The organism is Rhodococcus aetherivorans (assembly GCF_025722975.1).
In the GTDB taxonomy this organism is placed as follows: Bacteria; Actinomycetota; Actinomycetes; order Mycobacteriales; family Mycobacteriaceae; genus Rhodococcus; species Rhodococcus aetherivorans.
In genome coordinates this window covers 5,254,352-5,274,914 of sequence record NZ_CP106982.1, presented here as the reverse complement: position 1 = coordinate 5,274,914, position 20,563 = coordinate 5,254,352, and the positions used below count along the sequence as shown (strand labels likewise).

General features: G+C 70.7%; 19 protein-coding genes. 7 read left to right on the top strand and 12 right to left on the bottom strand.

Features of this window, described 5'->3' with window-relative positions; genetic code table 11:
* Positions 1 to 15: 15 nt before the first annotated feature.
* From OCS65_RS24135 to OCS65_RS24110, 6 genes are all read right to left on the bottom strand, one after another.
* On the bottom strand, positions 16 to 1,062 hold the full coding sequence (locus OCS65_RS24135; protein ID WP_102800108.1) for a nucleoside hydrolase: 1,047 nt from the start codon (positions 1,060 to 1,062) through the stop codon (positions 16 to 18).
* Between the two features lie 120 nt (positions 1,063 to 1,182).
* Positions 1,183 to 1,788 (bottom strand): TetR family transcriptional regulator, encoded by a 606-nt coding sequence (locus OCS65_RS24130; RefSeq protein WP_006931956.1) that lies wholly within the window; start codon positions 1,786 to 1,788, stop codon positions 1,183 to 1,185.
* Positions 1,789 to 1,882: 94 nt separating this feature from the next.
* Positions 1,883 to 2,800, bottom strand: a complete 918-nt coding sequence (locus OCS65_RS24125; RefSeq protein ID WP_006931958.1) for a LysR substrate-binding domain-containing protein — start codon at positions 2,798 to 2,800, stop codon at positions 1,883 to 1,885.
* A 10-nt stretch (positions 2,801 to 2,810) separates the two neighbouring features.
* The gene (gene ahpF / locus OCS65_RS24120) at positions 2,811 to 4,400 is read right to left on the bottom strand and encodes an alkyl hydroperoxide reductase subunit F (protein ID WP_006931961.1); all 1,590 of its coding nucleotides are present in this window, start codon (positions 4,398 to 4,400) and stop codon (positions 2,811 to 2,813) included.
* A 140-nt stretch (positions 4,401 to 4,540) separates the two neighbouring features.
* On the bottom strand, positions 4,541 to 5,104 hold the full coding sequence (gene ahpC, locus OCS65_RS24115; RefSeq protein ID WP_050034622.1) for an alkyl hydroperoxide reductase subunit C: 564 nt from the start codon (positions 5,102 to 5,104) through the stop codon (positions 4,541 to 4,543).
* Between the two features lie 198 nt (positions 5,105 to 5,302).
* Positions 5,303 to 6,388 (bottom strand): alkene reductase, encoded by a 1,086-nt coding sequence (locus OCS65_RS24110; RefSeq protein ID WP_203329543.1) that lies wholly within the window; start codon positions 6,386 to 6,388, stop codon positions 5,303 to 5,305.
* 113 nt (positions 6,389 to 6,501) lie between these two features.
* Between OCS65_RS24110 and OCS65_RS24105 the strand changes: the two genes are divergently transcribed.
* Positions 6,502 to 7,248: a Mut7-C RNAse domain-containing protein gene (locus tag OCS65_RS24105; protein WP_006931970.1), complete on the top strand. Its 747-nt coding sequence runs from the start codon at positions 6,502 to 6,504 to the stop codon at positions 7,246 to 7,248.
* A gap of 24 nt (positions 7,249 to 7,272) precedes the next feature.
* Here OCS65_RS24105 and OCS65_RS24100 read toward each other — a convergent pair whose 3' ends face one another.
* A complete protein-coding gene (locus OCS65_RS24100; RefSeq protein ID WP_206530702.1) occupies positions 7,273 to 7,977 on the bottom strand; it encodes a GAF and ANTAR domain-containing protein in 705 nt (234 codons plus the stop codon).
* 202 nt (positions 7,978 to 8,179) lie between these two features.
* On the opposite strand from OCS65_RS24100, the gene OCS65_RS24095 reads away from it, so the two are divergent.
* Positions 8,180 to 10,321, top strand: coding sequence for an NAD(+) synthase (locus OCS65_RS24095; RefSeq protein WP_006931973.1), 2,142 nt, complete (start codon positions 8,180 to 8,182; stop codon positions 10,319 to 10,321).
* On the opposite strand, the gene OCS65_RS24090 is transcribed toward OCS65_RS24095, so the two are convergent.
* Entirely contained in the window at positions 10,292 to 11,524 is a 1,233-nt protein-coding gene (locus OCS65_RS24090) for a MalY/PatB family protein (RefSeq protein ID WP_006931975.1), read from the bottom strand. The genes OCS65_RS24095 and OCS65_RS24090 overlap by 30 nt on opposite strands.
* A 273-nt stretch (positions 11,525 to 11,797) precedes the next feature.
* Between OCS65_RS24090 and OCS65_RS24085 the strand changes: the two genes are divergently transcribed.
* On the top strand, positions 11,798 to 12,277 hold the full coding sequence (locus tag OCS65_RS24085) for a hypothetical protein (protein WP_006931977.1): 480 nt from the start codon (positions 11,798 to 11,800) through the stop codon (positions 12,275 to 12,277).
* 35 nt (positions 12,278 to 12,312) lie between these two features.
* Here the strand turns inward: OCS65_RS24085 and OCS65_RS24080 are convergent, their stop codons facing one another.
* Both OCS65_RS24080 and OCS65_RS24075 read right to left on the bottom strand, forming a co-directional pair.
* Complete coding sequence (locus tag OCS65_RS24080; RefSeq protein WP_006931980.1) at positions 12,313 to 12,993, bottom strand: NAD(P)-dependent oxidoreductase; 681 nt, start codon at positions 12,991 to 12,993, stop codon at positions 12,313 to 12,315.
* Positions 12,990 to 13,955: an EamA family transporter gene (locus OCS65_RS24075; RefSeq protein ID WP_263507862.1), complete on the bottom strand. Its 966-nt coding sequence runs from the start codon at positions 13,953 to 13,955 to the stop codon at positions 12,990 to 12,992. Before OCS65_RS24075 ends, OCS65_RS24080 begins: the two co-directional genes overlap by 4 nt.
* A 37-nt stretch (positions 13,956 to 13,992) precedes the next feature.
* Here OCS65_RS24075 and OCS65_RS24070 point away from each other — a divergent pair, with 37 nt between their 5' ends.
* Entirely contained in the window at positions 13,993 to 14,952 is a 960-nt protein-coding gene (locus OCS65_RS24070) for a LysR family transcriptional regulator (protein ID WP_006931984.1), read from the top strand.
* On the opposite strand, the gene OCS65_RS29835 is transcribed toward OCS65_RS24070, so the two are convergent.
* On the bottom strand, positions 14,925 to 17,720 hold the full coding sequence (locus tag OCS65_RS29835) for an AAA family ATPase (protein ID WP_276558394.1): 2,796 nt from the start codon (positions 17,718 to 17,720) through the stop codon (positions 14,925 to 14,927). The two genes, OCS65_RS24070 and OCS65_RS29835, sit on opposite strands and share 28 nt — an antisense overlap.
* Positions 17,721 to 17,898: 178 nt before the next feature.
* On the opposite strand from OCS65_RS29835, the gene OCS65_RS24055 reads away from it, so the two are divergent.
* The 3 genes from OCS65_RS24055 to OCS65_RS24045 all read left to right on the top strand — a co-directional run bounded on the left by OCS65_RS24055 (position 17,899) and on the right by OCS65_RS24045 (position 19,815).
* On the top strand, positions 17,899 to 18,123 hold the full coding sequence (locus OCS65_RS24055) for a hypothetical protein (RefSeq protein ID WP_139310946.1): 225 nt from the start codon (positions 17,899 to 17,901) through the stop codon (positions 18,121 to 18,123).
* Between the two features lie 205 nt (positions 18,124 to 18,328).
* Positions 18,329 to 19,306 carry an LLM class F420-dependent oxidoreductase gene (locus OCS65_RS24050; RefSeq protein WP_083662398.1) on the top strand — a complete coding sequence of 326 codons (978 nt, stop codon included), beginning with the start codon at positions 18,329 to 18,331 and terminating at the stop codon, positions 19,304 to 19,306.
* A gap of 173 nt (positions 19,307 to 19,479) precedes the next feature.
* Positions 19,480 to 19,815 (top strand): hypothetical protein, encoded by a 336-nt coding sequence (locus tag OCS65_RS24045; RefSeq protein WP_029541385.1) that lies wholly within the window; start codon positions 19,480 to 19,482, stop codon positions 19,813 to 19,815.
* Between the two features lie 17 nt (positions 19,816 to 19,832).
* On the opposite strand, the gene OCS65_RS24040 is transcribed toward OCS65_RS24045, so the two are convergent.
* Positions 19,833 to 20,090, bottom strand: coding sequence for a hypothetical protein (locus OCS65_RS24040; protein WP_006932002.1), 258 nt, complete (start codon positions 20,088 to 20,090; stop codon positions 19,833 to 19,835).
* Positions 20,091 to 20,563 lie beyond the last annotated feature (473 nt).

The following is a 20,563-nucleotide window of genomic DNA, read 5'->3' as shown; positions in this document are numbered from 1 at the left end:
GCCACAGGCGTTCGGTCAGACGTGCGTCCGGGACAGCGCGGCGAGGTGCGCCCCGACCCGCTCGACGAGGTGGTCGAAGAACAGCGGCGGGTCGGTGGCGACGACGATCTCGGCGTTCGGTTGCCGGCCCCACATGCCGGACCAGTCGGCGACGGTGGTGCCGCGGGTGAGCCGGCCGTCGAGTTCGACGTCGACCGTCGCCGGACGGGTGGTGACGGGCACCGCTCCCAGGGCGACCGCCGCCGCGAACGGATCGTGAACGTGTGCCAGGAAACCCTGATCCTGATCGCGGTGGAATTCCATGTAGAAGCGCAGGGCGTCGGACAGGTACCGCACGACCGGGTGGGACGCCTCCGAGCGCAGTCCGCGCGGATCGTCCGGCGAGAGGATTTCGGCCGGCACGCTCCCCGCGGTCTCGGCGAGCCGTCGCAGGTGTTCGGGTCGCATCGCGATGGACTCGGTGGTGTCGAGCGAGCACACGATCGGCCGACGGCCGGGCTCGACCGCGGAGAACGCGTCGAACACCGCCTTCGCGGCCTCGGGGTCCACCGCGACGTTCCACTCGGAGGTGGGTGTGGTGTTGCCCGGGTAGTTGAACGCCCCGCCCATCACGACCAGACGACGCAACCGGTGGGGGAGTTCCGGGTCGAGCCGGACCGCCAGTGCGAGATTGGTGAGCGGACCGGTGACGAGCCCGACGAGTTCGCCGGGGTGGGCGCGGGTCAGCTCCACCCATGCCTCGGCGGCGCTGCGGCCCGACGGGCCGCGTCCGGGGGCGGGCAGGTCGGCGTAACCGACGCCGCGCGGGCCGTGCGTGTCCTCGGTGGTCATCAGCGGCGCGACGAGCGGGGCCTCGGAGCCGACGGCGACCTCGATGTCCGGCCGGCCGCACACCTGCAGCCACGCCAGGTTGTTCGTGGTGACCTGCTGCACGGGCACGTTCCCCGCGGTGGAGAGCACCGCGACGAGCTCCGCGTCCGGACTCGCCAGCAGGTAGAGCAGGGCGAGTGCATCGTCGATGCCGGTGTCGACGTCGGCGACGAGGCGGGTGGGTTCGGGCACCCGCCCATCCTGCAGTACGCGGCCGCGGCCCGGAACGGTCGGGGCGGGCCGGATGGGTGTGGATGCCGACCACACCGCGGACGGACGGCCGATCGCGGCTCGGGCAGTGCGATTGCGGTCTCAGCCGACGATGCGCCGCAACTCCTCGCGGCAGCGGCGGTAGACCTCCACCGGTTCCGCGGCCTCGCCCGCGAGGGCGAGTTCGCCCCAACGCTCCCAGCTCGTGCGCCACACGGCCACGGCCGTCTCGGCGACCAGCAGGATCGTCGCCGGGTCGTAGTGCGGGAGCTGTTCGGTCAGGCGGGCCCGGAGGCGGGACGTGAGGACCTGCTCCTGCGATGCGGCGAGCGCCTGCAGGTCGGGCTCTTTCGCCAGCAGGCGCGCGACGCGCCGGTGTTCCTCCAGGTCGGGGTCGGTCTCCCGGCTCATCACCGCCTCCGCGGCGGCCTCGACGCTTCTCAGGACGGCGGCGGGATCCGGGCCGGAGACCTCCAGGGCGTCGATCACCAGGAGCAGGCGGCGCTGTCCGGGCAGGGCGGCCTGCTCCTTGGAGGTGAAGTACCGGAAGAAGGTGCGGGCCGAGATGCCGACCCGGTCGGAGATCTGCTGGACGGTGGTCTCGCGGACGCCCTGTTCCTCGAACAACTCGAGGGCAGCCCGGTGGATCTCCTGGTGGGTGTCCAGGCGGCGCCGGGTCCGCAGATCGCGGGGGATGTCGACGTTCATGCGGTCCTTCCTCAGCCGGTGTCCTGCGATTATGACCACCTCCGTCGATGCCGGCGTGCGGGCGGCGACCCGGCCGTCGCCTCGGGTTGCCGGCTCAGGAGGGCGGTGTCGTGTCGACCAGGCCGGCGGGGAGCTGGCGGAACATCTCGGCGAGCTGAGGCAGGAAGTCGCGGAAGCCGCTGCTCTTGCGCCAGAACATGCCGATGCGGCGATGCGGGACGGGATCTTCGAAGCGCAGCAGCCGGATGTCCGGCGGCTGGGTGACCGGGGTGGTGACGGCCAGGCGGGGCAACAGTGTCACCCCGACCCCGGCGATCACCATCTGACGCAGGGTCTCCAGGCTCGTCGCCCGGAAGCCGTTGCGTTCGGCGGCTCCGGTCAACCGGCACACCTCGAGGGCTTGGTCCCGCAGGCAGTGACCGTCCTCGAGCAACAGAAGGCTCTCGTCCGCGATCACCGACATAGGGGCAGGTTCGGCCGTGGCGGCCAGCGGATGCGTGGCCGGGACGGCGAGCACGAAGTCCTCGGAGAACAGGTACTCCTGGTGCAGGTGTTCGTCGTTGACCGGGAGCGCCAGCACGGCGACGTCGAGGTCGCCGCCGCGGAGCCGCTCGAGGAGGTCCTCGGTCTTCTCCTCGATCAACAGCAGTTCGAGGTCGGGGAACCTCGCCCGCACCTTCGGCACGACATGGGGGAGCAGGTACGGCGCGAGGGTCGGGAACAGGCCGATGCGGAGCGTGCCCGACTCCGGGTCGGAGGACTGCCGGGCGATCTCGCGAATGTTCGCCGTCTCGCTCAGAATGATCCGGGCCCGCTCCACGATCTGCCGGCCCGCGTCGGTCAGGGTGATCTGACGCGGGCTCCGCTCGACGAGTTCGACGCCGAGTTCCTGTTCGAGCTTGCGGATCTGGGTCGACAGCGTCGGCTGACTGACGTAACAGGCCTCCGCCGCCCGGCCGAAGTGGCGGTGATGCGCCACCGCGGCCAGGTACTCGAGATCACGCAGGTTCACGAGGGACGAACTATCGGACGACCGCGGCGACCGAGTCCTCGGCCGGGGCGCTGGTGCGGATGAGATGGTCGAACGCGCCGAGCGCTGCCGTCGCTCCGGCGCCGGCGGCGATGATGATCTGCTTGTACGGCACCGTGGTGCAGTCGCCGGCGGCGAACACGCCGGGCACCGAGGTCTGGCCGCGGTCGTCGACGACGATCTCGCCGCGCGGCGACAGCTCGATCGTCCCGGTGAGCCACTCGGTGTTGGGCAGCAGGCCGATCTGGACGAAGATGCCCTCCAGTTCGAGCGTGTGCGCGGTCTCGGTGGTGCGGTCCTGATAGGTCAGGCCGGTGACCTTGTGGCCGTCGCCGAGGACCTCGGTGGTCAGCGCGCTGACGACGATGTCGACGTTCGGCAGGCTGCGCAGCTTGCGCTGCAGCACCTCGTCGGCGCGCAGCGCCGAGTCGAACTCGAGGAGCGTGACGTGCGCGACGACGCCGGCGAGATCGATCGCGGCCTCGACGCCGGAGTTGCCGCCGCCGATCACGGCGACGCGCTTGCCCTTGAACAGCGGTCCGTCGCAGTGCGGGCAGTAGGTCACGCCCTTGTTCCGGTACTCGGTCTCGCCGGGCACGTTCATCGAACGCCACCGTGCACCCGTGGACAGGATCACGCTGCGGGCGAGCAGGGAGGCGCCGCTCTCGAGCTCGACCTCGACGAGGCCGCCCTCGGTCGCAGGCACGAGCTTCGCCGCGCGCTGCACGTTCATGATGTCGACGTCGTACTGGCGGACGTGGTTGTCGAGTGCGGCGCCGAGCTTGGGGCCTTCGGTGTAGGGCACGGAGACGAAATTCTCGATCGCCATCGTGTCGAGCACCTGGCCGCCGAAGCGCTCGGCGACGACACCGGTGCGAATACCCTTGCGGGCGGCGTAGATCGCGGCCGCGGCACCGGCCGGGCCGCCGCCGACGACGAGCACGTCGAACGGGTCCTTCTCGTCGATCGCGGCCGCCGCCCGGTCCGCGGCGCCGGTGTCGAGCTTGCCGATGATCTGCTCGAGGCTCATGCGGCCCGAGTCGAACAGCTCGCCGTTGAGGTACACCGTCGGCACGGCCATCACCTGACGTCCGTCGACCTCGTCCTGGAACAGGGCGCCGTCGATCGCGACGTGCTTGATGCGCGGGTTGAGCACGCACATCAGGTTCAGGGCCTGCACGACGTCGGGACAGTTCTGGCAGGACAACGAGAAGTAGGTCTCGAAATGCAGCTCGCCGTCCAGGTCTCGCACCTGCTGCTGCAGCTCCTCGGGCTCCTTCGACGGGTAACCGCCGACCTGGAGCAGTGCAAGCGCGAGCGAGGTGAACTCGTGGCCCAGCGGGATGCCGGCGAAGCGGACCTCGATGTCGGTGCCGACGCGGCGCACCGCGAAGGACGGGCGACGCGCGTCGTCGTCGCGACGCTCGTAGGTGACCTTGTCCGACATCGCCGCGATCTCGGTGAGCAGTTCGGCGAGTTCGGCGGACTTGGGTCCGTCGTCGAGGGAGGACACGAGCTCGATCGGCAGGGTCAGCCGCTCGAGGAGGGACTTCAGTTGGCCGGCAAGCGAGGCTTCGAGCATAGGGATCTACTCCATCGACGGGGCGGAACGGTGATCGGGGCGAAGGGAACTGCGCCGGGTGGTTCGGCGCTCCGGGGGTGGCGCGGGGTCCGGCGGACCGGACCCCGCGCCGCACTACCGGGGTGTCGAATCCGGGTGCGTCAGATCTTGCCCACGAGGTCCAGCGACGGGGCGAGGGTGTCGTCGCCCTCTTCCCACTTGGCCGGGCAGACCTCGCCCGGGTGCGACCGGACGTACTGGGCGGCCTTGACCTTGCGGACGAGTTCGGCGGCGTTGCGGCCGATGCCCTCCGCGGTGACCTCGGTGAACTGGATGATGCCGTCCGGGTCGACGAGGAAGGTGCCGCGGTCGGCCAGGCCCTCGTTCTCACGCAGCACCTCGAAGTTGGTGCTGATCTGCAGGGTCGGGTCGCCGATCATGGCGTACTTGATCTTGCCGATGGTCTCGGACGAGTCGTGCCACGCCTTGTGCGTGAAGTGGGTGTCGGTGGAGACCGAGAAGACCTCGACGCCGAGCTTCTGCAGCTCCTCGTAGTGGTCGGCCAGGTCGCCGAGCTCCGTCGGGCAGACGAAGGTGAAGTCGGCCGGGTAGAAGAAGAAGATCGCCCACTTGCCCTTGATGTCCTCGTCGGACACGGAGACGAAGCCGCCCTCCTGGTAGGCGGTCGCGGAGAAGGGCTTGATCTGCTTGTTGATCAGGGCCACGTTGAACCTCTGTTCGGTCGATATGGGTTTCTGACGTTGTGAACACTAACGACTTTCGATAGATAATGCCAATCGACCGGTCTGATTCGATTGATAGTCTGCATCTATCGGTATGATTGGTCGCGCCCGTCACCGCACCATGAAGACGGCGAGAGTTGTTCTCTCCGCTGCCGAGCGGGGCCGGCGCAGCCCTGAGGCTCAGCCCGCCTGCAGGAACGGCAGGAACGGGTAGTCGGTGTAGCCCTCGGCGCCCGGCGAGTAGAACAACGCCGGCCGCAGCTCGTTCTCCGGGTGCTCGCCGTGCCAGCGCTCGACCAGATCGGGATTGGCGATGAGCGCCCGGCCCACCGCCACGGCGTCGGCATGGGCGGCCTCGATCAGCTGCACCGCCTCCGCACGGGTGGTCGGCGACGCGAAGCCGCTGTTGGCGATCAGCCTGCCGCCGAAACGCCGGCGCAGCTCCTGCACCAGCTCACCGGCCGGGTCCGCGTGCAGCACGGACAGGTAGGCCAGATTCAGCGGGCGCACCTGCTCGAGCAGGGTGCCGTAGGTGGCCAGGACGTCGTCCCGGTCGGTTTCGTAGGCGTCCTGGATGTTGTGCTCCGGCGAGATCCGCAGCCCGACCCGGCCGGCGCCGATGGCCGATGCCACCGCCGTGACCACCTCCACGACGAAACGGGCCCGGTTCTGCGGCGAACCGCCGTACTCGTCGGCGCGCTGATTGGCGGCCGGGGAGAGGAATTCGTGCAGCAGGTAGCCGTTGGCGCTGTGGATCTCCACGCCGTCCAGCCCGGCCTCGATCGCCCGGCGGGCCGCGGCGACGAAGTCCCCGATGATCGCCCGCGCCTCCTCCGTGGTCAGCGCGTGCGGCACCGGGTACGGCTGCTTGCCCTTCTCCGTGTGCCCCACACCGTCGATCGCGATCGCGCTCGGGGCGACGACCCGCCGGCCGCCGTTCACGTCGGGGTGCGTGACCCGGCCGCCGTGCATCACCTGCAGCACGATGCGGCCGCCGCGGTCGTGCACCGCCTCGGCCACCCGCCGCCAGCCGGCCACCTGCTCGCCGGTGACGATCCCCGGCTGGCCGACGAAGGCCTGCGATTCGTGGTTCACATAGGTGCCCTCGGCGATGATCAGCCCGGCACTCGCCCGCTGCCGGTAGTGCTCGACCACCAGGTCTCCGGGGACGCCGGAGGCGCCGGACCGCAGCCGGGTCAGTGGGGCCATGACAACGCGATTGGCGAGTTCGAGGTCTCCGAGGGTGACAGGTGTAAACAAATCCATGTCGGGCGCAACCGGGCTGGCGTACCCGCGATTCCCGAACGTGACCGACTGCGACCGGCGTCACGCCCGCCGCGGCGGTTGTGCCGGGTCATGCTGCGCGCGAAGATGGTCCGATGACCGGCCACGTCGAGGTCCGGGCGTACGCCGAGCTGAACGACTTCGTGGCGCCCGAGTCGCGGGGCATCGCGGTGCGGCGGCCGTTCCGTGCCCATCAGACGGTCAAGGACGTCGTCGAGGCGATGGGCATACCGCACACCGAGGTCGATCTGATCGTGGTCGACGGCGAGCCGGTGGATTTCGCGTACCGGCCGCACTCGGGCGCCCGCATAGCGGTCTATCCCTTGTTCGAGGCGCTCGACATCGAGCCGATCACCCGGCTGCGCCCGGTTCCCCTGCGTGACCCCCGGTTCGTGGTCGACGTCAACCTGGGCCGGCTGGCGCGCCTGCTCCGGTTGCTGGGGTTCGACGTGATCTGGACGTCCGACATGGACGACGCGGAGCTGGCGAGGATCGGGCGTGCGGATCAGCGGATCCTGCTGACCCGCGACCGGGGACTGCTCGAGCGTCGGGAGATCACCCACGGGCTGTTCGTGCACGCCGACCGCCCGCTCGAGCAGATCGTCGAGGTCGTCCGCCGGCTCGATCTCGCGGCGCGGTTCGCCCCGCTCACCCGGTGCCTGCGCTGCAACGGCCGGCTCGACCCGGTGCCCAAGGACGAGGTCCTCGATCGGCTCGAGCCGCTCACCCGCCGCTTCTACGACGAGTTCTCCCGGTGCACGGACTGCGGCCGCATCTACTGGGCCGGCTCGCATCACGGGAAGCTGGTCGCCCTCGTCCGGGAGATCGCGGCGGAGGTCTGACGTCCTCAGATGCGCACCTCGACGTCAGATGCGCAACCCGACGTCGACGATCGCCTGCGCGACGGCGCGCACCGGCGCCTGATGGCGGCGCGCGTAGGCGCGGATCAGCTCGAACGCCGCGGCCGGCGTGACGCCGCGGGCCTGGGCGGTGATGCCCTTGGCCTGCTCGACGACGATGCGGGTGTCGAGCGCGGTCTGCAGTTGCGCGGAGAGCTGCTCCTGCTGGCGCAGCTTGTCCGAGTTGACGATGTAGCCGGTGGCCATGTCGGCGAACACCTGCGCGGCGGCGAGCTCGTCGTCGGCCCATTCCCGGGGCTCGCGGCAGTAGAGGTCCAGGGCGCCGACCTTGACCTCGCCGAGCTGCATCGGGACACCGGCGACGGCGGCGATCTCCCGCCGTCGCGCCTCGGCGGCGAACTCCGGCCACAGATCGTCGCGGCGGCGCACATCGGAGACGGCGATGGTCTCGCCATGGGCGAAGGCGTGCGCGCACGGTCCGGCGGCGAATCGCTCCTGGCACCGCTCCATCGCTTCGATCTGTTCGCCGGCGGCGGTGACGAACCGGAGCCGGCCGTCGATGTGCAGAGTCACTCCCGCTCCCGACAGCTCGAGCACGGTGGTCACCTTGCGGACGACTGCGTCGAGGGCGGCGTCGACCTCGTACGGGGTGAGGAGGCGCTGCGCGAACTTCGACAGCGCAGCGACGAATTCCCTGTGCCGGTAGGCCATCACCACCCCCTGTGCCGCGCGGACGGGCCCAGTTTCCGTCGTCTGTACCGGAGTGTTCCCCGAAACGCCGAGATAATGCCGCGAAAGTCCGGATCCGGCCCGCTCCACGTCGCCGAGTGGCGTCGAGCGGCCGGATCCCTAGGATTCGATCACGCGATCCGGGCGCCGCGAGGGCGCGGACGACGGAGAAGGAGGCAGCGCGATGACCGACGAAGCCGGCGCTCGGGACGTCCCCGTCCCCGCGGCGAGACCCGAGTTCCGGTCCAGCTACCGCCACGGCTTCCTGCGGGTCGCGGCCTGCGCGACGCCGACGACGATCGTCGATCCGGCGGCCAACGCGGCGGCGGTGCTGCGGGCCGCCCGGGTCTGCCATGACGACGGGGTCGGGCTGGCGGTGTTTCCCGAGATGACGTTGACCGGGTACTCGGTCGAGGACCTGTCGATGCAGGACACCGTGCTGGAGGCGGCCGAGCGGGCGCTGGCGGAGATCGTCGCCGGCTCGGCCGGCCTGCTGCCCGTCCTGCTGGTGGGCCTGCCGCTGCGGCATCGGCACCGGATCTACAACGCCGTCGCGGTCGTGCACCGCGGCCGGGTCCTGGGGGTCGCCCCCAAGTCGTATCTGCCGACGTATCGGGAGTTCTACGAGCGCCGGCAGATCGCGCCGGGGGACGATGCGAGCGGCACGGTCCGGGTCGCCGGTCACGACGCACCGTTCGGTCCCGATCTGCTGTTCGAGGCCACCGACGTTCCCGGTCTGGTGCTCCACGTGGAGATCTGCGAGGACATGTGGGTCCCCATCCCGCCCAGCGCGGAGGCCGCCCTGGCCGGCGCGACGGTGCTGGCGAACCTGTCGGGCAGCCCGATCACCGTCGGCCGCGCCGAGGACCGTCACCTGCTGGCTCGCTCGGCGTCGTCGCGGTGCCTGGCCGCCTACGTGTACTGCGCGGCGGGATCGGGGGAGTCCACCACCGACCTGTCCTGGGACGGGCAGGCGATGGTGTACGAGAACGGGATGCTGCTCGCCGAGACCGAGCGGTTCCCGCGCGGCGAACAGCACGCGGTGGCCGACGTCGACCTCGAACTGCTGCGCAACGAGCGCACCCGCATGGGCACCTTCGACGACAATCGGCGTCATCACGCGGCCCGCCTCGACGCGTTCCGCCGTATCGCGTTCACCCTCGCGCCTCCGCTCACCGACATCGGGTTGCGGCGCCGGGTGGAGCGATACCCCTTCGTGCCGTCCGATCCGGCCCGCCTCGAGCACGACTGCTACGAGGCGTACAACATCCAGGTCGCCGGGCTCGAGCAGCGCCTGCGTGCGCTGAGTGGTCCGACGCGGGGCGGTCCGAAGGTCGTGATCGGCGTGTCGGGCGGACTGGACTCCACGCACGCGCTCATCGTCGCCGTCAAGGCGATGGACCGCCTCGGCCGTCCGCGCGAGGACGTGCTCGCCTTCACCCTCCCGGGGTTCGCGACGAGCGACCGGACCCGGGAGAACGCCCGCCGGCTGTGCCACTCGCTCGGGGTGACGCTCGAGGAAATCGACATCACCCGTGCCGCGCGCGTGATGCTGGAGGACCTGGGTCACCCGTTTGCGCGCGGCGAGCGGGTCTACGACATCACGTTCGAGAACATCCAGGCCGGGCTGCGCACCGACTATCTGTTCCGGGCCGCGAACCAGCGCGGCGGCTTGGTGCTCGGGACGGGCGACCTGTCGGAGATCGCGCTGGGCTGGTCCACGTACGGCGTCGGGGACCAGATGTCGCACTACAACGTCAACGCCGGGGTGCCGAAGACGCTCATCCAGCATCTGATCCGCTGGGTCGTCTCGTCCGGGCAATTCGACGACGAGGTCGGCGCCACCCTCGAGGCCGTGCTGGGCACCGAGATCAGTCCCGAGCTCGTCCCCGTCGAGGAGGGGGAGACGCCGCAGAGCACCCAGGCCACGATCGGTCCCTACGACCTGCACGACTTCTTCCTGTTCCAGGTGCTGCGCTTCGGGTTCCGGCCGTCGAAGATCGCCTACCTCGCATGGCAGGCCTGGCACGAGGCCGGCGCCGGGGAGTGGCCGTCCGGCCATCCCGGGCATGCCCGCCGCGAGTACGACCTGCCCGAGATCCGGCGGTGGCTGGGTGTGTTCGTCCAGCGGTTCTTCGCCTTCAGCCAGTTCAAGCGGTCCGCGATGCCGAACGGGCCGAAGGTCGCCGCCGGGGGGTCCCTCTCACCGCGCGGGGACTGGCGTGCGCCCTCCGACGCGTCCGCGCGCATCTGGCTCGACGAACTCGATCGGGAGGTGCCGGAGGACCGGGGCGGATCAGGTTCCGAGGAACTCCGTCAGCGGTGAGACGGCTCGTCGCCCGCGCATCGCCGCCGAGATGCCGTCGAGGATGTGCTCGAGGACAGCCGCCGACGTGGCGAAGTTGATCCGCACGAATCCCGCTGCCGCGCTTCCGAAGGGTCTGTCGCCGTCGACCAGCACCCGGCCGAGGTCCCGGATCCGGCGGATCGGATCGTCGACGGGGAAAGCCGAGACATCGACCCAGCTGAGGTAGGTGGCTTCCGGCAGATGGTGGCGGGCTTCCGGCAGGTGCTCGCGCAGGACCGTGTCGACACGTCGCCGGTTGCGGTCGAGCACTCGGAGCAGCGTGTCCTGCCAGCGCTGGCAGCGTTGCCATGCGGCCAGTGTGCCGAGCACCGCCGGGGTCGATACGGTTCCGTACAGGTCGGGCGGTTCGCCGTCCCGCACGGCGAGCAACTGCTTCGACCCGTAGTGCGCGACGGCGCAGCGCAGTCCGGCGATGTTGAAGGCCTTTCCGGCCGACGTGACGGTGATCGTCCGAGCTGCCGCCTCCGGACTGATCGACGCGAACGGGATGTGCCGGTGCGGCGCGTAGATCAGCTCCGCATGAATCTCGTCGCTGACGACGAGAAGGTCGAACTCGACGGCCAGTTCGGCGATGCGGGTGAGTTCGGAACGGGTGTGGACGCGTCCGGTCGGGTTGTGCGGATCGACCAGGACGAGCACTTTCGGGCGCTCGGCGGCGAGCGACGCCCTGAGCGTCTCGAAGTCGAGCCGCCACCCGTCCTGTGTGTCGGCGAACGGGAATTCGACCGTCCTGCGGCCCATGGCCGCGATGGTGGCCAGGAACGGCGGGTAGTTCGGAGTCTGGATCACGACGGCGTCGCCGCGCTCGGTGTGCAGGTGCAGGATCAGTTGCAGGGCCTGGATGAGATCGGTCTGCTCCCGGACGTCGGCGGGGTCGACCGTCCATCCGTATCGGGACTGCATCCGCCGGGCGAATTCCGCACGCAGCGGGGTACCGCCGAGCCAATCGGGGTAGCCGAGTTCTCCCGACCGGGCCGACTCGCACAGCGCGTCCCGGATCTCGGGGGCGATCGGGAAGTCCATGTCGGCCACCCAGGCCGGTAGGGCGCCCGCGCGGACGGCACGTGCCCACTTGACCCCGGTGCGACGGACGAGATCGCCGATCTCGATATCGTCGAATCCGGGATACCGGGCCTCCGATGCCGGAGGCAATCCGGTCATCGGACGGTCCCGGAACGGGGGTCCCCCGAGCAGTCCATGCAGTGAGTGTGCCCGTGCCGCGTACCGGACGGAAGCGAACCCGAAATCCGATCCGCCTTCGTCCGCAGCTGCCCGTGCACTCCGCGAGTGGTCGATCGACGTTCGAAAGCGCCTGCCTGCCGTGCCGACTGCTGCCACCCGACCACTGGACCGGGCGGGCCTGTGTCCCCGTCGCGCAGCACCGGGCACGGGGCGTGGTTGACGGCGCCTGCGTGATGGGTGGAGCCTGACGACATGGCGAGGCGGTTGCCGGAGTGGGAGTTGCTGGTACCCGGGGAGGGGCCGTACGTCGGCACGATCCGGATCGAGGACGAGGCGGGGCGGCCGGTGCCGATCGCCGGCGGGGTTGCGGTGGGGGCGTGCGCGTGGCGGGCGGAGTGTCTGCATTGTGACTGGCTGGGCAGCACGGCGGTGCGGGTCGGTTCGGGCGAGGCGTTGCGTCCGGGGCGCCTGACGCGGGAAAAGCTCGAGGAGGAGTGGGTGCGCCACATCTATCGGGTGTCGGCGAAGGCGGCGGTGCTCGATGCGCTCGAGCAGCTCGACCGGTTGGCGGCCGAACAGCAGGCCCTGACCGAAGTGGTGGACGAGGGGGTACGGCGCCTGCGCGCCGAGGGTGCCTCGTGGGCGCAGGTGGGGGAGCTGGTGGGGATGACGCGTCAGTCGGCGTGGGAGCACTGGGCGGACTCGTCGGCGGCGCGCCGGCACCGCCGATGACGGTTGAAGAGTGCGCGCGCCGTAAATCGGGGCTGTCAGCCCCTCCTGACCCCTGACGTTGATGTGGCGGCGTGAACAGTGGAGTTCTGCGCAACGGTGAAGTGCCGGTCGGTGCCGGGGCGCTCGATTTCGTCCAGGGCGGCCACGGCGAGGTCCTCTGCGGTGATGCGGGAGGTGCCGTCCGGCTCGGTGAGCAGGGTGGTGGTTCCCCGGCGGTACGTGCCGGTGCGGGTACCGGGTTCGAGGATCGCGGGCGGGCTGAGATAGGTCCAGCGGTGGTTCGGGTGCTGGACGCAGGTGCGGAGTTGGGTGGCGCTGGCGTCGGCGATCGCTCGCCATTCGATCGGCACATAGTTCGGATCGTCGATTACCGACAGGTCGCCCTTGTGCGGTGAGCGTAGGGGCCCGGCCCCGCCGATGACGAGTAGACGGGCGCCGGCCCGGCCTGCCGCGTCCAGAACTGCGGTGGTCAGCGGTGCGATCGTCTGCTCCTGGCCGGGAGCGGCACGGACGGCGAGGATCGCGGCGTGGGCGTCGGCGAGTGCGGCCTCGAGTTGCCCGGGTGCGCCGGCATCGACGGCGAGGGGAGTGACGGCGGGGTCCGGGTGTGTGCCGGGGTGCCGGGCGGCGGCGGTGACGCGGTGCCCGCGGGCGGCGGCTTCGGTGACGAGGCGCGAGCCGACCATGCCGGTGGCGCCGATGACGGTGATGTTCACGATGGGAGTCCTTTCCTCGTACGGGGACGAGGGATGACCTGTCCGGCGCCCAGCGCTGCGAGGGCGAGCGCGAAGCCGACAAGTTGGAGTGCGCTGAGGGTTTCTCCTGCCACGACGACGCCGAGGATGGCGGCCACGAGTGGGGAGAGCAGTCCGAGCAGAGCCGTCGCGGTGACCGGCAGGGTGCGCAGGCCGTTGAACCAGAGGGAATAGGCGAGAAGCCCGCCGACGATGCCGAGCCAGAGGTAGCCCGCCACGGCGGGGGCGCCGATTCGGTTGGGAATCCCCTCGAGCAACAGCGTCGGGGCCAGCAGCACCAGGCCTCCGGCGGTGAGCTGCCAGCCTGCGAAGCCGATCGCGCTGACTTCCTCGGGCCGGCCCCACCGTTTGGTGAGAACGACGCCGATTCCCATCGCAGCGGCACCGGCCAGACCGGCGATGATGCCGACGGGGTCGAACATCGCTCCGGGGCCCAGCACCACCAGCCCCACCCCGACCACGCCGACGACGCCCCAGCCCAGGCGCCAGAGCGAGAGGCGTTCGGACAGAACGATCACGGCGAGGACGGCGACGAGGATCGGCTGGGCCGCCCCGAGAGTGGCGGCCACTCCGCCGGGCAGTCGTTCCGCGGCGAGGAACAGCAGCGGGAAGAACAGACCGATGTTCAAGGCGCCCAGCACCGCGGCCTTCCACCACCATGCCCCGCGCGGAAGCGTGCGGGAGAGCAGGAGGCCGAGTGCGCCTGCGGGCAGAGCGCGCATGAGCGCGGCGAACAGGGGGTGGTCAGGCGGCAGCAGTTCGGTGGTGACGAGGTAGGTCGTGCCCCACACCACCGGGGCCACGGCGGTCGCCGCGGTGAGCGCCGCACGATTCGTCACCGGGCCGGGTGACGTGGGCGGAGAAGTGGTCGTCGTAGTCACCCCACCACTGTCGTGCCCTTTCGGTTGATGAGTCCAACACATGCTTTTCATCACAACGATCGCGATGCACGATAGATGGATGGAGTTGCAGCAACTGCGGTATGTGCTCGCCGTGGCAGAGAAGAAGAACTTCACCCGAGCGGCCGAGCAGTGCTTCGTCGTCCAATCGGCGCTCAGTCACCAGATCAAGGCGCTCGAACAAGAGCTGGGCGTGCCGCTGTTCGCCCGGACCAGCCGTCGGGTCGAGCTCACTGATGCCGGGGCGGCGTTCCTGCCCGCGGCGCGGGCGAGTCTGGAGGCCGCCGAGCGTGCTGCCGCCGACGCGGCAGCGACCGTAGGGCAGATCCGTGGCCCGTTGACGATCGGTGTCATCCCCACCGTGACCGCCATCGACATTCCCACTGCGCTGGGCGAATTCCACCGCGCTCACCCGGCGGTGAGCATCGCGCTTCGAAACGGCGGCAGCGACGAACTCGTGACCGCGATCCGCGCGGGCGAGGTCGACATCGCCGTGCTGGGCCTGCCTGACGCGACCACCCCTCACCGTGTCCGGTTCGTCGAGTTGGCCCGCGAACGTCTCGTTGCCGTTCTCGCCGCTGATCATCGACTGTCGGGGCGGCGCCGCCTGCGCCTACGCGATCTGGCAGACGAGACCTTCGCGGATTTTCCCGCCGGGACGCAGGGGCGCGCACAGAGCGACCGGGCCTTCGATGCTGCCGAACTCCGGCGCGAGGTGACCTTCGAATCGATGTCTACCGATCTGATCCTCGACCTCGTGAAACAGGGCCTCGCCGTCGCACTGCTGCCCCCCGCCTTCGTCCCCTCGAACCCGAATCTGGTCAAGGTGCCCGTCAGCGACGGGCCGACCCGAGTCGAATACCTCGCCTGGAGCGACTTCGACCCCGCGCCCGCCGCGGTGGCATTCCTGGACGCATTGCACTCTCAGATGGCATCGAATCGACTGAATTCCCAACCTATTCCGATGCGACCATCGTCCTGGGAGTCGGATGCTCAGGCGAGGACGTTGTCGCGCAGGTAGTTCGCCAGCTGGGTGCGGGACCGGATGCCGAGTTTCCGGTACAGCCGTCCCAGATGCATTTCGATGGTCTTGACGCTGAGGAAGAGCTGCTCGGCGATCTCACGGTTGGTGCCGCCGCGGGCGGCGAGCCGGGCCACCTGGAGTTCCTGCGGGGTGAGCCGGTGTCCCGCGGCAGCGGCGGGCGCGTCGACCGGCCGGGCGACGGCGCCCAGTTCCGTCGCGGCCTGTGCGGCCCACGTGCGGGCCCCGATGTGCCGGAACGCGTCGAACGCCACCTCCAGATGCTTGCGGGCGTCGCGCCGGCGCCCGGCGCGGCGCAACCGTTCGCCGTAGCACAGCGCGGTCCGGGCGGTGTCGAACGGGGACGGCGAGCGTGCGTGTAGTTGCAGGGCTTTGGTGAACCAGGTGTCGTACTCCGCGTCGTCGCCGATCAGTGCCCGGCCGCGGCAGATCAGGGCTCCGAGCGCATCGGGCAGCGCGAGTTCCGTGAGCAGCCGCAACTGTTCGCGAACCGCGTCCGGCACGTCGCGTCCTGATCGGACGTACGCTTCGATCAGGTCGGCGGACGACGCTCGCGCGACGAGGAGACCGTCCGCGTACCCGGACGGTCGCCGGTTGGCCTCCTCCAGATGGTCGACGGCACGGTCGGGCCGATTCAGGCTCAGTTCCAGCAGCCCGAGTCCGTCCAGGGCGTCGCGGTGCATCTCGCCCAGACGGGTCCTCTCGCGGATCCGCAACGAGTCGGCGGCGTGCGCCCGGCAGGCCTGTTCGTCACCGAGTTGCGCCTCGAGTTCCGCCAGGCATCCGAGCGCCGCGCAGAGCGCGAGCAGATCGCCCGTGCGGGTGGCGAGTTCGACGGCCTCGGTGGCCGCGCGACGACCGGAGTGCAGGCGTCCGAGGCGGCTGTCGGCCAGCGCCGTGACGTACAGCGCCAGGGGCAACTGCCCCCAGGCGCCCTCGGCCCGGAGCCGGTGGACCAGCGGGTCGAGCACCTGCCGCGGATCGCCGTCCTCCCCGTGCCAGGCCACCGCGCCCAGCTCCGCGAACAGGACCCATTCGACGTCGGCGTCGGTGCCCCACCGCGCGAGCGCCGCCGCATCCTGCAGCCAGCGCATCCCGTCGGAGGGGTTGCCGGACAACGACAACGCGCTGCCGATGACGAGCGAGCCGAGGAGCGTCGTGTCGGTGTCCCGGGGCGGCGCCGATCGGATCGCCCGGCGAGCGAGCCGCAGTGCCCCCTCGGGCTCGCCGGCGACGAGTGCTCCCTCGGCCGCCATGGCCAACAGGTGGGCGCCTCGCGCCGGGTCTCGTCGACCGATGTCCGCGGCGCCCGTCTCCCACACCCGGCGTGCGATACACGCTGCGCCGGTGTGGAGTTCGACCCGTCCGCGGACGCCGGCGCTGGCGGCCCGCAGGGCCGGATCGGTGGTGTGGTCGTCGGATCGGTCCAGCAGCCGCAGCGCGGTCGTGCTGCGGCCCGCGCGCCGGGCCGCGTCGGCCGCCGCGCAGAGACGCCGGGCCGTACCCGCCTCGTCGGCGGAGAACGCGGCAGCCTGCTCCATGACGACCGCGGCGGCCGCGTACCCGCGCCGTTCCGACGTCAGCCGCGCGGACTGCTCCAGTTCCCGGGCGGTGCCCTCGTCCGGGGCGAGGGTGGCTTCGGTCAGGTGCCACGCACGTCGGTCCTGCTGCGCTGGATCGGTGAGCATCTCGGCCACTGCGCGGTGCAGCGACCGCCGCCGCGTCGGCGGGAGATCGGATACCGCGGCGCTGCGGATCAACGGATGCGGAAAGGACAACCGGCCGCCCGCGAACGACGTCAACCCGGTGTCCTCGAGCGTTCCCAGGGCACCTCCGGCGATCCCCAGGTGCGCCAGGACGGCGGACACCACCGGCAACCCGTCGTCGGCCGCCACCGCCGCGACCTGGAGGGCTCGGCGTGTCGCGTCGTCGAGCGTGGCGATGCGCGCACCGAAGATGCGGGTCGCGGCCGACCCGGCGCGTACCGGGAGGCGCAGCGGACGGGTTCCGGTGAGTTCGTCGCACGAGAGAGTGCCCGCCAGCTCCAGCAGCGCCGACGGGTTGCCCCCCACCTGTGCGGCCGCCGCCGCCACCACGTCGTCCGGCGGGCGCCGGCCCAGGAGGGCGGCCAGCAGCTGACCGGCCGCCTCGTCGCCGAGACCCCGCACCACCGACGTCTCGACGCCGGCCGGACCCTGCGGCTCGCGGGTGGCGACCAGAATCCCGATCCGCTCGGTGGTGAGCCGCCGAGCGGCGAAGGCGACGGCGTCCAGGGTCGGCCGGTCCAGCCACTGCGCATCGTCGATCACTACCAGCAGTGCCGCGCTGCGTGCGGCCGCTGTCAAAATCCGGAAGAATCCGGCGTAGATCGCGAATCGGTCCTCCGGCCCGGGAATTTCGCGCGCGGTGGAGCCGCACAACGGGCGCACCCTGGGCAGCGACGCGATGGGCCCCGGCACCGGCGCCAGCAGGCGTTCGAGCGCCGCGAAGGGGATCGGGGCCTCGGCTTCCGCACCCGTCACCGACAGCACCCCGAGCCCGGAGGCATGCTCGCGGGCGTAGTCGAGGAGGGCGGTCTTGCCGATTCCCGCTTCCCCGCTCAGCACCACTGCTCCACCCGCTCCCTGCCGGAGTGCGGCAAGCAGCCGATCGATGCGTGCGCATTCCGGTCCCCGCCCGAACAGCACAGCTTCACCGTAGCCCCCGGGTGGGGGCCGGCGCCCTCTTCTCAACCGAAATGGAAGCATCGGGGCCGGCCTCGACCGAAACGAGACCCGTCGGTACGTGGCCATGCCCGAGTCGTCGCGATGCAGGGTTTTCCCCGTCGCCCGGCGTCGGGTTCGTCGGCGATGCTGATATACAGCCGATCCATTTCCGTGCCGTGGGCGCGTATCGGTCGCGGCACGCGACGCGAGGAGAAACACCATGAGCAGGACTACGTTTCGCGCGGCGGTAGCGGCGACCGCCATGGCCCCCATGATCGCCCTCGGCACCGGTGCCGCGACAGCGGCCCCCGCCATCCCCACCGCGCCTGCCCCGATCGCGGAATCCGTCCAGCCGGCGGTCCTCGGCCCGTTCGGTGTCGTGTGCGTTCCGTTGCTCTTCGTTCCGGTCGTCGGAGTGCCGCTGTTCGTGGTCTGCCTCGTCTGACACCGGGTCGACCCCTCGTTGCGGCGAGCCGGCCCGGCCGGCCCGCCGCAACGAGACACCCGTACCTGCCGAGATGCGCAGCCGGCATCTCGGCGGCCCCTCCCTACCGTGACGGTCGTGTACCGAGGCGACCGGTGGGTATCCCGAAGGACGGATCGCCGGCATCGGCGGGGCGCCCGGCACGGACCACGGGAGGAAACGAACAGTGACCGACTTCGGCTACACCATGCTCTGCGAGCAGTCCCGGCCGGACCACCTCGTCCGCGACGTGCAGATGGCGGAGAAGGCCGGCTTCGACTTCTCGGTGATCAGTGACCACTACAACCCGTGGCTGGAGGAACAGGGGCATTCCGGCTACGCGTGGTCCATCCTTGGTGCCGCTGCCCAGGCCACCGAGCAGATCCCGCTCATGACCTACGTGACCTGCCCGATCCTGCGGTACCACCCGGCGGTGGTGGCGCAGAAGGCGGCGACGATGCAGATCCTGTCCGGGGGCCGGTTCCGCCTCGGCCTGGGCGCGGGCGAGAACCTCAACGAACACGTCGTCGGCAAGGGCTGGCCCGCGGTGGGCACCCGTCACGAGATGCTCGCCGAGGCCGTGGAGATCATTTCGGCGCTGTTCGACGGCGGCAACGTGAACTTCCGCGGCGACTACTTCGACGTCGAGTCCGCGCACCTGTACGACCTGCCCGAGACCCGGGTGCCGATCGGCATCGCCGTGTCCGGTTCGCAGTCGTGCGCCCTCGCCGGGGAGAAGGCCGACCTGATGGTGGCGACCGAACCCGAGCCGGAGCTGACCCGGATGTTCGACGAGGCCGGGGGAGCGGGCAAACCGCGAGTCGGGCAGATCGCCGTCTCCTACGACACCGACCGCGACGCGGCGGTGCAGCGGGCGCACGAGCAGTTCCGATGGTTCGGCCTCGGCTGGAAGGTCAACCCGGACCTGCCCGCGCCGTCCTCGTTCGCGGCGGCCACCCGGTTCGTGACGCCCGAGCAGGTCGGGGCGCAACTTCCGTGCGGCGACGACATCGACGAGTACGTGGACAAGATCCGGCCGTTCGTCGACGCGGGATTCACGGAGGTCGCCCTCGTCCAGATCGGAGGTGACCGGCAGGGGCCGTTCATCCGGTGGGCCGAACAGGAACTGCTGCCGGCGCTGCGCAGCCTGTTGCCGGGCTCATGAAGCGCAGCCTGTTGCCGGGCTCATGAAGCGCAGCCTGTTGCCGGGCTCGTGAAACGCCGCGCGCTCGCGGCGCGATGGTCTCGGTAGTAGTCAGTTTCGCTGACGCCGCAGATCTCGGACCCGCATGCTCCCGCGAGCGCACCCGACGGTCGCCGGCGTCGAAGGGTGCCGAGATGAACGTCGAACCGCGGATGGCCGGGTTGCGCCAATGGCGCACCGATCGCCTCGAGGATCTCGTGGCCCAGCTCGAACGCACGACCGATCCCGCGCTGCCCTGCTTCGCCCGCGACGTCGCGCGCACCGAGCTGGCGCTGCGCCGGGAGGGCGGAACGGTGGACTGGGTGTGCCGTGTCAGGGCACAGCCGAGGTCCGACGGTCGTTCCGTGCTGCTGACCCTGGCGTTGCCCACGACGCTGTCGGAGCCGGAGGTGCGCGACGCGGCTCTGGTCCGCGCCCGCGAACTGTTCGGGTCCGACGTCGTCGTCGACAGCGTGCAGTTCGGCGACTGAGGGGTTCGCCGAGCCGGTCAGGGTCCGAGCCGGACGGCCGAGACCAGGCCGGACACCGTGGCGACGGTACCGACCGCCACGAAGCCGGTCACCATGGTGGCGACGGCCCCCGCGGAGACGACCGTGCCGAGGACGGTGCCCACGCGGGGACGCAGGCCGGAGGCCGGACGGATCGGGGCCGGCTCCTCGAGGCGTATCGAGTGGGGCGCCGCCGGAATCGTCGCGGCCGGCAGAGCGAAGAGGGGGTCGGGTCGGTGGGCGATGTTCTCGGACATATCAGTGTTTCCCCGTCCGTCGTTGACACCTTGTGCCTCCAGTGTCGCGGCGGCGGGTCTCCGGCAGATGGCCGCATTTTGAACTCTGGGTTTCGTGGAGTCGGCGTCGTCGGTCCCGGTTCCGGGGCACCGCGGGCGAGGCAGCGGCGTGGCAGTACGGTGATCCGCCCGAGTGTGCCGGCCCGCACGCGCCCGGATGCCGGTCACCGCCCCCTGCGCGGTGACCGGCCCCGCCGGTCCGCAGCATCACCCGACGTTCCGGCGCGTTGCTCCTCGGAAGAGGGGCCGGTGGCGACGCCCCGGCCGCACGAGGGCGCAGCCCGTTCGACAGCCACCATCAATCGGAACGCACCGGGGATCGTCGCGGTTCCGGAGCCGAGGTCGCGAACGAGGTGAAAGTGAGGGTGAAAACCGGGGGAGGGCGGCGGACGATGGAACGGCGCTCCGGGTGGCCGTCCCGACGGACCCGCGCA